The sequence below is a fragment of the Haloarcula rara genome, assembly GCF_029338235.1.
GTDB lineage: Archaea > Halobacteriota > Halobacteria > Halobacteriales > Haloarculaceae > Haloarcula > Haloarcula rara.
In genome coordinates this window covers 2,537,862-2,549,951 of sequence record NZ_CP119785.1, presented here as the reverse complement: position 1 = coordinate 2,549,951, position 12,090 = coordinate 2,537,862, and the positions used below count along the sequence as shown (strand labels likewise).

Sequence of the window (12,090 nt, the reverse complement as noted above, 5' to 3'; positions counted from 1 at the left end):
TTTTCGGTCTCAGACCAGCGCGTAGATCATCAACAGGCAGAAGTAGATGACCACGAGCGCGCCCAGCGCTCGCAGTCGGAAGTTCCCCAGCGCCGACTCCTCTGCCTCGTGGGCCGCCCGGAACGCTGCGATTTCGTCGTCGTCAAGCTGTGCTGGGTGGTCCAGCCCGCGATGCAGGGCGAGCCACTCCTCACGGGCGAAGGGGCGCCCGCAGTAGCGACACTCGTGGGCCTCGGCGTTCTCGGGGACGTCGTAGTCGTCGGTCATAAGTACGGGAGCGACACCTCCGGTCGGGTGATGACCCACAGGCTCGTCATCGTGTAAAACACCATCACGGCGATGAATGGGTACTGTGAGCGGACGGCCTGGAGCCGTGACGGGAAGGTTTCGTAGGCGGCGGCGTGGGCCACCCAGATCGCGACGAGGTGGCCGACGACGACGGCGGCGATTCCGACACTACCGAACCAGCCCGGCGGCTCGTAGACGGGCACCGCGCCGGGGTCCGACAGCGGCGAGAGCAGAGTGACCCACAGCGCCGGTGCGAGCACGAGGAAGTAGCCCAGGTAGTGTGCGAAGTGGTAGCCCGCGGCGATGGCCAGAAGCGGCGGGGCGAAGCGCTCGGCGAGGTCGGTCTCGTCGAGGTATGTGTCGGCGGCCCGGCGGCTCAGCCGGACGGCGAGCCAGTACGCGCCAAGGAAGAGTCCGAATCCGGCGGCCAGCGCGATCGGATAGAGCAGCTGTGGCGGGAGGCCGGCCTCCACCAGCGGCGTTGTCAGGTCGGTGAACGCAGGCGTCGTCACCAGCCCGTCGAAGGTGGTCCCCCACAGCAGGGCGACGATGAAAGCCACCTCGTCGCGGCCGTCGACTAACCGCGGCGTCGAGAGGTCCATCCCGGGGAGTCGCAGCCGGAGGCCGCTGTCGGCCCGGCCGATGGGCGCGACGCGGCCGTAGTAGCGGAACACGCGTTCGACCGGGTCTGCCTCCGCGAACCACGTTTCCCGTCCGAAGACGACGGCCCCCGACAGCGTCAGCACGCTGTACCCGACGATGGCGGTCGCCAGCAGGCGCGGGTCGTCGGCCAGCGGACTCACGACTTCGAGCCAGATGAGCGCCAGCAGGCCGACGACGCTGGGCCAGGCGCCCACGCGGGCGGGGTAGTCCCGCTCAAGCGACGGGAGCGCCAGCGCGATGGTATCGAGCGGATTCAGTAGCCGCCAGGTGTTACCGATGAGATACGTCGTCATGGCCAGTCCGGCCCACCAGCCGACCCACACCAGCAGGATGGCGAGGTTCGTCTGCGGGGTCGTCGGCCCGAAAAAGCCGATTCCGAGGACGGTCACGTACCCGGCGAGGCCGACGGCGCGGGCACCCAATACGGGAAGTCGCGAGTCGCTTACCGAAAGCGGCGCACCCCAGTCGTGGATACGCTCGATGAACGACCGGTCGGTGACGAAAGAGGCCAGCAGGAACGAGGCTCCGACGGCGGCGCCGCCCGTCGAGAGGAACAGCCACGTCGGCACCGTGATGGATTCGCGACCGCCTCCCGCGAGACTACCCCCGTGGGCCGAGACGGTCCCTGCCGCCAGCAGCAACGACAGCGTCCCCGCCAGCCAGCCGACGACGCGGCGTCGCGTGGTCATCAGCGGCCCTACGAGTCTCGTCCCCCTGTAGCTTCCGACATCGGCGCCACGTGCCCCGGCTGAGACACGGCTCGAGGTATCTCCCTTCGGTCAGCCGCTCGATCCACGGTGCTCCGGTCGCCGTTCCGCCTCGAGGTATCTCCCTTCGGTCGATACCTCGCTCTCCTCGCCTGTTCCACGGTTCACTACGTTCACCGTTCCACTTCGAGACGTCTCCCGTCGGTCGACGCCTCGCCCGCTCCGCCTCGAGGAATCTCACTACGTTCGAATCCTCGCCCGCTCGACGGCTCGCTCCGCTCGCCGTTCCGCTTCGAGGTGCTTCCCTCCGGTCAGCACCTCGCCGCCAATGGGATGGGCTTTTGATACTCCGTCCGTAAGGGGGCGATATGAGTACATCCGACGAACACGAGGGAGGGCACGAACACCACCTCCCAGCGACCGAGGACTGGCCACACGGCTTCGGTGAGGCGAGCTGGTGGCCCTTCATCACGGCTATCGGCGGGTCGGGGATATACATTGGGGCGGCGCTGTTCGTCCTCTCGATGGGCGAAGACGCCCTCGTGAGTACGACCATCGGCGCCGGCGCCACCGTCGGCAGCATCGGCCTGTTCCTGGTCGGTATCTACGGCTGGCTGTATCACGCCTTCGTCGTCGACTTCTGGGAGCGGGGCACCGACCACCACTCCGGGCGCACGCTGAAGTTCGCGATGCTGCTGTTCCTTGGCTCCGAGGTGGCGACCTTCGGCGCCGGCTTCGTCTACTACTTCTTCGTCCGCGGGAGCGACGTCTGGCTCGCCGCCGACATCCCCGAGGTGTGGGGGTCGCTCGTCATCGTCAACACGCTCATCCTTATTGCCAGCTCGGTCACCCTCCACTACAGCCACATCGCACTGCGGAACGGCAACCGCTCTCGCTTCCTGAAGCTCATGGGCGTGACGCTCCTGCTGGGCATCGTCTTCATCGGCGGGCAGGTGTACGAGTACTACGAGTTCATCGTCCACGAGGGCTTTACCATCGGTGAGGGTATCTACGGCTCGGCGTTTTACGGGCTGACCGGGCTCCACGGCCTGCACGTGACGATGGGAGCGGTCCTGCTGGGTATCGTCTTCGTCCGTGGCTGGTACGGACAGTACTCCGCCGAGCGCCACACCTCGGTCTCGACCGCCTCGATGTACTGGCACTTCGTCGACGTCGTCTGGGTGTTCCTGGTCGTCGTCCTCTACGTCGGCGCGAACGTGGTCTAACGCTTAAGCACGTTCCCCTCTCTTGCGTTTGCATGGAAACGTTAGACGTCAGCGACGGCTTCGACGTCCACGACTACCGCCACGGGCTGAAACTGCTCAAACAGGACCGCGGGACGATGACGCTGGAAAATCGTGAGGGGTTCGCCTGCCCGGCCTGTGGCGAGCCCTTCGAGCGATTGTTCGTCAGCGAGCGACGGACCAACAGCTTCGACGACCCGGGTACGTCGTTCTGTCTCGCCCGGACCGACGATAACCTGCTCGTACTCACGCACTGACTGGTCACTCTTCCCTGGCCGGTGCGCTGTCCTCGCGAACGAGCGCGAGGTAGCGGGCGACGAACGCCTCGGCAGTTTCCGCCCCCTCCGCTTCGACGAGGCTGTCCTCCAACCCGTCGCGCGGGCTGTGACAGCACGCCCGGTCACAGGGCTTGCAGAGGTACTCGAAGGATTTGCGCTCGCGGTCCCATCGGTCGCCGTACTTGTCGTACTCGCGGGCCGCCGAGCGCGCCACAGTCTCCCCGCAGGCGATACAGGTGACGGTCGTCTCGTCACGGTGCCAGGCGTTCCGAAAACTCATCGCTACACACGCACCTCCGTGATTGACACAGCATCGGTGGTCGCCATGTCCGTGCGTTCACAGCTCCACACACTCGTTCTTGTGCCCCAGCTTAGAGGGTCGTTTATCAGTGATGGGGAGCGGCTACACACCCGGGAGAGGTCGTCACGGCCCTTTCGGGACACTGACCGAGAAATTAACGACGGAAGTTTATAACGATTTATCATCTATATTTACGAGATGCGCGCCGCCAGACTACACGAGTACACGGACGAGATGGAGGACGGACTGTCCATCGACGAGGTGGACGAGCCAGCAGTAACAAACAGCGACGACGTCATCGTCGAGGTCGAGGGGGCTGGCTGGTGCCAGACGGACAACCACATCATCGAGGGGATGTGGGAACCGTACGTTCCACAGCCACTCCCGATGACGCTGGGCCACGAGAACGCGGGGACCGTCGTCGAGGTCGGCGAAGAGGTACAGCTGGTCGAACCCGGTGACCAGGTAATCTGCCACCCGGTCCAGACCTGCGGGACCTGCCGCCCCTGTCGGCAGGGCGAGACGATGTACTGCGAGAACGACGCGTTCAACGGGCTGACGACGGACGGCGGCTTCGCGGACCTGCTGCACACGAGCGAGCGGTCGGTCATCCCGCTGCCCGACGGCGTCGACCCGGCCGATATCGCACCCCACGCAGACGCCGGCATCACCGCCTACCACGCCGCGAAGAAGGCGGTCCGGGACCTCAACCCCGGCGACGCGGCCGTGGTCATCGGTGTGGGCGGGCTCGGACACATCGGTTTGCAGTGTCTCGACGCGATGAGCGCCGCCGATATCGTCGGCGTGGACATCAAACAGGCCGCGCGTGACCTCGCGGAGGACATCGGTGCCCACTACACCATCGACCCGACGAGCGAGGACGTGGCCAACGAAATCGAGGGCATCACCGACGGCGTCGGTGCCGCCCAGGTGCTCGATTTCGTCGGCGCCGACGAGACGACATCGCTGGCGCCCGACATCGTCGCGGCCGGCGGCGACCACCACATCATCGGCTACGGCGGCCACATCCACGAACCCGCACAGGCACTCGTCAACGGCGAGTTCGCCTACCAGGGGAACATCGTCGGCCGCTACGCCGAACTGCAGGAGCTAGTCGCGCTGGTCGAACGCGACGCCGTCGACCTCCACACCACCCAGTACGACCTGGAAGACATCAACGACGTGGCGGTGAAGCTCGAAGAGCGCGAGATAGAGGGGCGGGCAGTCATCATTCCGTGAGCGACCAGGGTCCCAGAGAACCGTGCCGTCAGCTAGTTCACACCCACCCTTTTGACTGCCGCCCGACTGTATACAGGTATGCCCGCTCCGTCACAGCTAGTCACCGGGGCGTTACAGATGGGCCCGGGCCCTGGCCCGCAAGTAGAGCCGGTCGCGAACCCGTTCCTTAATCTGGTCGGGAGCGCTATCGGTGCCTTCCTCACTACACTGGTCGTCGGGGCGATTCTGGTCGCCGTCGCGCCCGACTACACCGAGCGAAAGATGGCTGCTTTGCTCGACGAGCCCGGTAGTTCCCTGCTCTACGGGTTCGTCTCGCTGATTTTCTCCGCCCTCGTGATCTTCCTGCTCGCGATCACCATCTTCGGCATCATCGTCGCAATCCCGCTCGCAATCGTGCTGTACGTCGTCTGGGCGGTCGGCGGCGCCATCGCCTTTATCGCCATCGGCGAGCGCCTCGTCGGGCGCGACGGCGGCTGGGTGAAACCGCTCCTCGTCGGGGCCGGCATCAACGGCGCGCTGACGCTGACCGGTATCGGCGGTATCGTCACGTTCGCTATCGGCGCGGCCGGCTTCGGGGCCGTGTTGCGGGGCTATCTGGGGTGACTCGAGTCGCTCCCCTCTCGCTTTCGGAGCAGAAAGTCGGTGGAGGTTGTGAACTACGCTCGAGAACCTGCGCGTAGCCCAGAACCTCGGTCTAGTTCAAATCACTCCACAGAGACCGCTCTCGACCTCGTGTTACTCGGTCAGAAAGAGCCGGTGGAGGGATTTGAACCACGGTCGGAGCAGAGCTCCTTCCTGATTCAAATCCCCCACATGGTTGCTTCGCTCTTCACGTCCGTTCGTCGCAGAAGCAAGCCGGTGGAGGGATTTGAACCCTCGGCCTAATCCTTACGAAGGATTCGCTCTGCCAGTCTGAGCTACACCGGCGCATTGGCACACCCGACCAAGCACGCGTTACGACAGCACGTCTACAGTGTGCCACTCGGCAATACAGGATAGTGCCGATAACCGCAATAAGGATTGCGAATCGCGGCCGTCTTCAAGCGGGTTTCGTCCCGACGATAGTGACCGGAACGGGCGATTCCAGCAGGACTTGCTGGGAGACGCTGCCGAAGATGACCTTGCCGGTCGGCGAGCGCTTTCGCGACCCCATGACGATGTGGTCGGCGTCGTGGTCTTCGGCCAGGTCGAGGATACCGTCGGCCGGCGGGAGACGGGCCCCAGCGAGGGTCACGTCGTAGCCGCGCTCTTCGAGGTAGTCCCGCGCGAGGACGACAGTCTCGACCTCCGCCAGACTTTCGGGGTCGTCGGGGTCTTTGACGTCGTCCGGTGGGAGCGCGTGGGTGATGACGACCTCGATGTTCGCCGCGTCTGTCGGCAGGTCCTCGACGAAGGCGGCCTGCCCGCGGGCTCGGTCCGGGTCCGTATCGACGGGGACGAGTATCCGGTACATTGTAATGGAAGGGACCGTCGGGTCCCGTTGACTAAAAATTCAGCGGGGGACCCCGTAACTTTTGCCACTCAGGTCGTCACCGCCGTAATCGGGCGTCGATGACGACGTTGTGCTCGCCGGGGGCGTACGACCGGACGGTCCGGCGGGTCTCGATACTCACCTCGTAGGCCGGCTCTGCAGCCGCCCGAATCGCCCGCTCGCCCGGTCCGAACGGCTCCGTGTCGGGCTGGATGTCGTAGTAGTGTATCGTGCAGTCGTCGCCGGCCAGCTCGACTGCCGTCGCCAGAAACTCGTCGGCACTGTGTGGCAGGTTCATCACGAGACGGTCGGCCCACCCCTCGTAGTCGGCCGCGAGCTCGCGGACGTCACCACAGAGTGCCGTGATTTGGTCTATGACACCGTTTCGCGCTGCATTATGTCGGAGATACTCGATAGCTTGCTCGTTGATATCCGTTCCGACGCAGGTCGCACCGCGCTTTGCGAACGGCACGACGAAGGGGCCGACGCCGGCGAACATATCGAACGCGTGCTCGCCCTCGCGAACCTGCTCGACCACGCGGTGGCGCTCGGTCGCCAGCCTCGGTGAGAAATACACCTCGGCGAGGTCGAGTTCGAACGCACAGCCGTACTCCCGGTGGACGACTTCGGTCGTCTCACCGGCCAGAATCTCCCAGTCGCGGACCCGCTCGGTCCCCTTTATTTTCGAGGCGCGGTTCAACACCCCCTCGACTGGCAGGTCCGACGCCACGATGGCGTCCGCGATTCGCTGGGCACGCTCGTGGTCGTCCTCGTCGATGATGACCAGGTCCCCGAGCCGTTCGTAGCTCGGCGCAAAGCCCAGCTCGTCGGCCGGCATCGTCTGGCCCTCCCGGACCGGCGCGTCGAACTCCACGACATCGAAGCAGTCTGGCACCACAGAAGGGTCCGTCACTGGCACGTACAGCACGCCGTCCTCGACAGTGATGTCGTAGCCGTCGTCGATGGCATCCGCCTCGGCCAGTCGCTGGCGAGTCGCCTCGCCCTCCGTGACTGGCACGCGAACGCAGGGAACGCCCATGCGCTCTTTCCCCCGTCGGGAGCGGTAAGCCTGACGCTTCGCGCCCTTTATCCCCCGGGCCGACCGACGGGCGGGTATGCTCACTTTCGTCGGCCTCGGCCTCTACGACGAACGCTCCGTCACCATCGAGGGACGCGACGCCATCAGCGATGCGGACCGCATCTTCGCTGAGTTCTACACCAGCCGCCTCGTCGGGACGGACCTCGAGACACTGGAAGCGTTCCACGACACCGACATCGAGGTCCGTGACCGCGCCGGCGTCGAACAGGACCCCGAGCCGGTTCTCGACGCCGCACAGGGCGAGGACGTCGTCTTCCTCACCGCCGGGGATACGATGGTTTCGACGACCCACACCGACCTGCGCATCCGGGCCGAAGAGCGCGGCATCGAGACCCGCATCGTCCACGGCACCACCGCACAGACGGCCGCCGGCTCGCTCACCGGGCTCCAGAACTACCGCTTCGGGAAGGCCACGACACTGCCCTTCGAGAAGGCCCACGGGGGCGATGGCGTCCCGGACAGCGTCGTCGCGACTATCGAAGACAACCAGGCTCGTGACCTCCACACGCTCGTCTATCTCGACATCAAGGTCGACGACCCCCACTGGGCCGCAAGCGACGACACCTACATGACCGCCGACCAGGCTGCCGAACTGCTCGCCGCGGCGTTCCCCGACCAGCTGGCCGTCGTCGTCGCCCGCGCCGGAAGCCCCGACCCGCTGGTCGCCGTCGACTCACTGTCGGCGCTCGCAAAGCGGACCTTCGGCGACCCGCTCCATCTGCTGGTGATACCTGCACAGCTCCATCCGATAGAAGACGAGGCGCTTTCGGCTATCGCCGACGACTAATCGTCGCTCGGGGACGCGACGTCCTCCGGGTCACCGCTCTGGTCGAGCGCCGCTGCCAGATCGTATTCGGTACCCGTCACCAAGAAGAGGAGGTCCTCGACCAGCACGGTCACTTCCGGGAGTTCCCGGACCAGAAAGTACGTAATCGCCACCATGGCGACGACCGAGCCCGTCTGTGCGAGGATACGGTCTGCCACGTAGTACGACACCATCTGGGGGTCCTCGATACTGAACAGCGCCATCACCAGCTCCGGGAATATCTGCATCCGCTGCTCGCCAAAGGAGACGGCGATGAACACGTTTCGGACCAGGTTCAACACGTAGATGACTGACACCGTCATAGCCAGCGCGCGGAGCTTGCGCCGCCACGGCGCCGACACGGACAGAATACCGCCCACGAAGATGGCGATGCTTCCGATGCCGGTACAGGCCAGGATTATCGTGTACGTTATGGGCTGGGAGTTGCCCTCGAACCAGAACGTGCTGTCGTAGGGGTACGGTTTGTCGGCTATCGGGACGCCGTTATGGGATAGTCCGTCGACGACGAGCGGGTCCAGCCCCAGCAGCGCCAATAGGAACGCCGTCTGGTCGGCGACAGATTCGACGATGGCCTGACGTAGCGGGCCGATGGTGAGGAAGGGGACGTACACCAGCCCCATCAGCCCCACCGCTCGCGTGAGCACGAACAGCGAGTCCCGGCCCTGATACAGGTGATAACCCGCCCAGACCGACAGCGGTACCGCCGCGAAACTCCCGACCCCCTCGATGAGGCTCTTCTGTGTCAGCGTGAAATGCGGGATGAGGACCAGCCAGAACGCCCCGAAGGCGACCCAGCCCGCCACAGCGACCCGGCGGGCCCACTCCACGTCGTACCGGGCCACGACAGCACTACCCAGAAACGCCGCGAGAACGACCCACATCAGCGGTTCCGACCAGACGAGCGGGTCGAAAGAGACCCCGCCAGCGGAGATGGTCGACTGAAGCACGGGGAGACGCATTGTGTTACCTTTGCCAATCCGGCCTAAATGCTTTGTCGTTAGGCGTACGTGTGCGCCGAGCACCCAGCGCGGCCGCTACCGGAGTAGCGCGCAAAAAAGTTCGAAAGTCAAGGACGGGGCGGTCCCGTTAGTTGTTGCGTCGGACTGCGAGCAGCGCAGCAGCGACGAGCGCGATGAGAGCGAGCGCGGCCGTGAAGCCAGGCCCGCTACCACTGCTGGTTCCGGTCTCGGTCGCGGTGTCGCCGCCTTCAGTGGCCGTGTCCGTGTCCGGCTCGGGCGTTGCCGTGTCCGTGTCCGTCGGCTCGGGCGTTGCCGTGTCCGTGTCCGTCGGCTCGTCCGGCGTCTCCGTTGCCGTGTCCGTGTCCGGCGTATCCGTCACCGGGTCAGTGCTGGCGTCGACGAGTCGACCGTCGTAGTCGTCAGAGTCGACGGTAGTGACGACGGCAGTGAACTCGGAGCCAGCGCTGTTCTCGCTGAAGTCAGCGGTCGCGGTGAAGGTGCCGTCCTGCTGGACGACCGCTTCAGGCCGCTTCACGAACGGATCGCCGCTCGTGTCGCTGTCGAGTTCGAGGTCGACCTCGGTGCCCGGTGCGAGGTTCGTCTCACCAGTCACTTCCTGCTCGGAAGCAGCTTCGAGGACGATCTCGTCGTCTTCGTTAGTGTCGAGTTCTGCATCGCGGTCTTCGACGTCGAAGTCACCAGTAACCGTGGCGTCGTCGTCGACGAGGTCACTGTTGTCGTAGACCGTGAAGTTCGCGGTGAACTCGTCACCGTCGTCGAACTCGTAGTCGGTATCGTTCTCGAACGTGTCGACCATCGCGGTGCTGTCGACGACAACGAAGTGCTGGTCGTTCTCGTCATCGTAGATGACGGAGAAGTTCTCGGTGGTGAGGTCACCGACCGGAACTTCCGGCTCGTCCTGGTTCGGAACCGGCGGGCCCTCGAAGTTCAGGCCGACCAGTCGGTCGCTTGCGTCAGCCTGGGAGGCCTGACCGTACAGCACAGACGCCGAGTCGCCAGTGTCGCGGTTCTCGAGAGCGCCCTCGAGACCGGAGGCCTGGACCTGCACGACGACCGTGTCGCCTGCTGCGACGGAGTCGGTCTGCGTGAGGTTGTTGTCGACGTAGTTGTCGATGTTCTCGGCATCCTCGCCGTCGAGGTCGTCGTAGGTGTCTTCAGGCGCCGTCCAGACCTGGAGGTCGTCGACGGACGCGTCGTTCAGCTGAAGCGTTGCGCGGGCGTCAGCGTTGTTGCTGTTGACCGAGTTCTGGAAGCCCTCGGTGACGAACAGGTCGTAGTTGGTCGAGTCGAGGATGTCAGTACCGGACGGCTCGTTACCGAGGTCGGTAGCGCTCGTGACAGTGACGTCCGTGTCGTCGTCACCCGCGACCAGTTCGGTCTCGTTCGGGTTCCCAGCCGTGAAGCTGTTGAACTCGACGTATGCGACACCGTCTTCGTCATCGTCCGTGACTTCGGCCACGAGAGCGTAGCCGTTGTTGGACTCCTGACCAAGCTGGATCGTCGCTTCGTCGGTGTTCTCCATCTCGACGGTGATGTTGACGATGTCACCGCGCTGGTCCACGTAGACGTTGTCATCGAAGTCAGCCGACGCATCGCCAGTGTCGGTGACTTCGATGTCGTCGGCGTCGGATGCGTCAGAGTCCGTCACGTTCGCTTCGAACGTGTAGGTGTCAGCGTCCTGGCCGTCGAAGTCGAGGTTGAACTCGGTGTCACCAGCGACTTCGATCACGTCGTCGTCCTCAGAGACGTCATCTTCGACTGCGTCGCCAAAGATCTCCTGGAGGTCCTCATCGTCAAGACCGTCGGCGGAGATGTTGACGTTGTAGTCGTTACGCTTGTCGGATTCGATCTCGTAATCGACTGTGGCGGAGCCACCGGAGTTGCCGACAGAGGAATCCTCGAACTCAGCGGTGAGGTCCTGGCTGACGACTTCGAACTCAGCGTCACTCGTGTTCGACTCGGTCGGTTCTTCAGTGGACTGCAAGGAGCCATCGTCGAACACCACGACGTCACCGCTCTCGTCCACGATGACGAAGTCACCGCTGGAGAGTTCACCGTCGAGCGTGAACTCGATCGTGCTGCCAGACGCATCCAGCGTGCGGATGAGCGTCCCGGGCTCGCCATCTTCGACCGCACGGACGCGGTAATCTTGAGTGTCGTCAAGGTTATCTGCCGTTACATCCTGGCCAGCGAAGTAGCTGGAACCAGAATTCAGGTTGCCTGCTTGCGCAGCGGCACTTCCGGTCAGCGCGATGGACCCGGCGAATACCGAGAAGACCATCAGCGCAGCCAGAATCAGGCTACGGAGCTTGTCTGAATTGTTTGTCATAGTTGTTGGTTGCTATCGGGCGGCGTCAGCCGTTTTCCACGTGGTCGGGACGTGGTCACCGCGACCACGCATAGACCGAACCGGTGTACTCACTTCTGGCGCCATGGGTAGGGGTACGGATGTAACCTACGTCGGATGTTATAAATGCTTTGTGGTCAAGGGTGTGGGATGACATAGTTCCCCACACCCGAATTCCAAGCATAGAGCCGCTCCTGTGCCAGTATAAGGGCTTTGTGGCGACTATCAGATATGTGTCATTCGTGCGTCTGACAGCATGGGTTCAAATACCAAGGGGAAGCCGGATTTCCCCCGCTAAGCGCACTCCCTTGCGGCCATTGACCAGCCGGGCGGTCACGGTGTCACTCGCTGGTACCTATCCGTTGTTTACATAGCGCGCACAGCTTAGTGCCGTTTGCTCACTGCTGGTGCCAATGCAAAAGCGGTGGGCAAACCCTCACCACTGGTCGCAGTGAGAGAGCTCCACTACTGCTCTGTGGTTCGCTTCGCTGACCGCATCGCCTCGGAGTTTTACGCGTTGTGGAAAACCTCGCTACTCCGCTGCGGTTCCCTGCGGTCACCGGTCCGGTACGGGATTTCTCGCAAAACGAGACATCTCGCGACTGCTCTGCGGTTCGTTTCACTCACCGCTTCGCTGCGAGGAACAC

At 64.1% G+C, this 12,090-nt stretch carries 12 protein-coding genes and 1 tRNA gene; 5 read left to right on the top strand and 8 right to left on the bottom strand.

Going from position 1 to position 12,090, the window contains the following annotated elements; genetic code table 11:
* Positions 1-9: 9 nt before the first annotated feature.
* Together P1K32_RS13585 and P1K32_RS13580 are read right to left on the bottom strand one after the other, a co-directional pair.
* Positions 10-267 (bottom strand): DUF7410 domain-containing protein, encoded by a 258-nt coding sequence (locus P1K32_RS13585; protein ID WP_276250248.1) that lies wholly within the window; start codon positions 265-267, stop codon positions 10-12.
* Entirely contained in the window at positions 264-1,640 is a 1,377-nt protein-coding gene (locus tag P1K32_RS13580) for a hypothetical protein (protein WP_276250247.1), read from the bottom strand. The genes P1K32_RS13585 and P1K32_RS13580 overlap by 4 nt, the downstream gene beginning before the upstream one ends.
* A gap of 386 nt (positions 1,641-2,026) precedes the next feature.
* Between P1K32_RS13580 and P1K32_RS13575 the strand changes: the two genes are divergently transcribed.
* Together P1K32_RS13575 and P1K32_RS13570 are read left to right on the top strand one after the other, a co-directional pair.
* Positions 2,027-2,884 carry a cytochrome c oxidase subunit 3 gene (locus P1K32_RS13575; protein WP_276250246.1) on the top strand — a complete coding sequence of 286 codons (858 nt, stop codon included), beginning with the start codon at positions 2,027-2,029 and terminating at the stop codon, positions 2,882-2,884.
* Positions 2,885-2,916: 32 nt separating this feature from the next.
* On the top strand, positions 2,917-3,159 hold the full coding sequence (locus tag P1K32_RS13570; protein ID WP_276250245.1) for a DUF7385 family protein: 243 nt from the start codon (positions 2,917-2,919) through the stop codon (positions 3,157-3,159).
* Between the two features lie 4 nt (positions 3,160-3,163).
* Here P1K32_RS13570 and P1K32_RS13565 read toward each other — a convergent pair whose 3' ends face one another.
* Positions 3,164-3,460, bottom strand: coding sequence for a DUF7562 family protein (locus P1K32_RS13565; RefSeq protein ID WP_276250244.1), 297 nt, complete (start codon positions 3,458-3,460; stop codon positions 3,164-3,166).
* A gap of 219 nt (positions 3,461-3,679) precedes the next feature.
* On the opposite strand from P1K32_RS13565, the gene P1K32_RS13560 reads away from it, so the two are divergent.
* Positions 3,680-4,720 (top strand): NAD(P)-dependent alcohol dehydrogenase, encoded by a 1,041-nt coding sequence (locus P1K32_RS13560; protein WP_276250243.1) that lies wholly within the window; start codon positions 3,680-3,682, stop codon positions 4,718-4,720.
* A gap of 78 nt (positions 4,721-4,798) precedes the next feature.
* A complete protein-coding gene (locus tag P1K32_RS13555) occupies positions 4,799-5,323 on the top strand; it encodes a DUF8173 domain-containing protein (protein WP_276250242.1) in 525 nt (174 codons plus the stop codon).
* A gap of 250 nt (positions 5,324-5,573) precedes the next feature.
* On the opposite strand, the gene P1K32_RS13550 is transcribed toward P1K32_RS13555, so the two are convergent.
* The 3 genes from P1K32_RS13550 to P1K32_RS13540 form a co-directional block, all read right to left on the bottom strand.
* A tRNA-Thr gene (locus tag P1K32_RS13550) sits at positions 5,574-5,647 on the bottom strand.
* Positions 5,648-5,759: 112 nt separating this feature from the next.
* Positions 5,760-6,173 (bottom strand): universal stress protein, encoded by a 414-nt coding sequence (locus P1K32_RS13545; protein WP_276250241.1) that lies wholly within the window; start codon positions 6,171-6,173, stop codon positions 5,760-5,762.
* A gap of 76 nt (positions 6,174-6,249) precedes the next feature.
* A complete protein-coding gene (locus P1K32_RS13540; protein WP_276250240.1) occupies positions 6,250-7,230 on the bottom strand; it encodes a class I SAM-dependent methyltransferase in 981 nt (326 codons plus the stop codon).
* Between the two features lie 76 nt (positions 7,231-7,306).
* On the opposite strand from P1K32_RS13540, the gene dph5 reads away from it, so the two are divergent.
* On the top strand, positions 7,307-8,077 hold the full coding sequence (dph5, locus tag P1K32_RS13535) for a diphthine synthase (protein ID WP_276250239.1): 771 nt from the start codon (positions 7,307-7,309) through the stop codon (positions 8,075-8,077).
* Here the strand turns inward: dph5 and artA are convergent.
* Positions 8,074-9,075 carry an archaeosortase A gene (gene artA, locus P1K32_RS13530; protein WP_276250238.1) on the bottom strand — a complete coding sequence of 334 codons (1,002 nt, stop codon included), beginning with the start codon at positions 9,073-9,075 and terminating at the stop codon, positions 8,074-8,076. The genes dph5 and artA overlap by 4 nt on opposite strands.
* Positions 9,076-9,202: 127 nt before the next feature.
* On the bottom strand, positions 9,203-11,425 hold the full coding sequence (locus tag P1K32_RS13525; protein ID WP_276250237.1) for a DUF7827 domain-containing protein: 2,223 nt from the start codon (positions 11,423-11,425) through the stop codon (positions 9,203-9,205).
* Positions 11,426-12,090 lie beyond the last annotated feature (665 nt).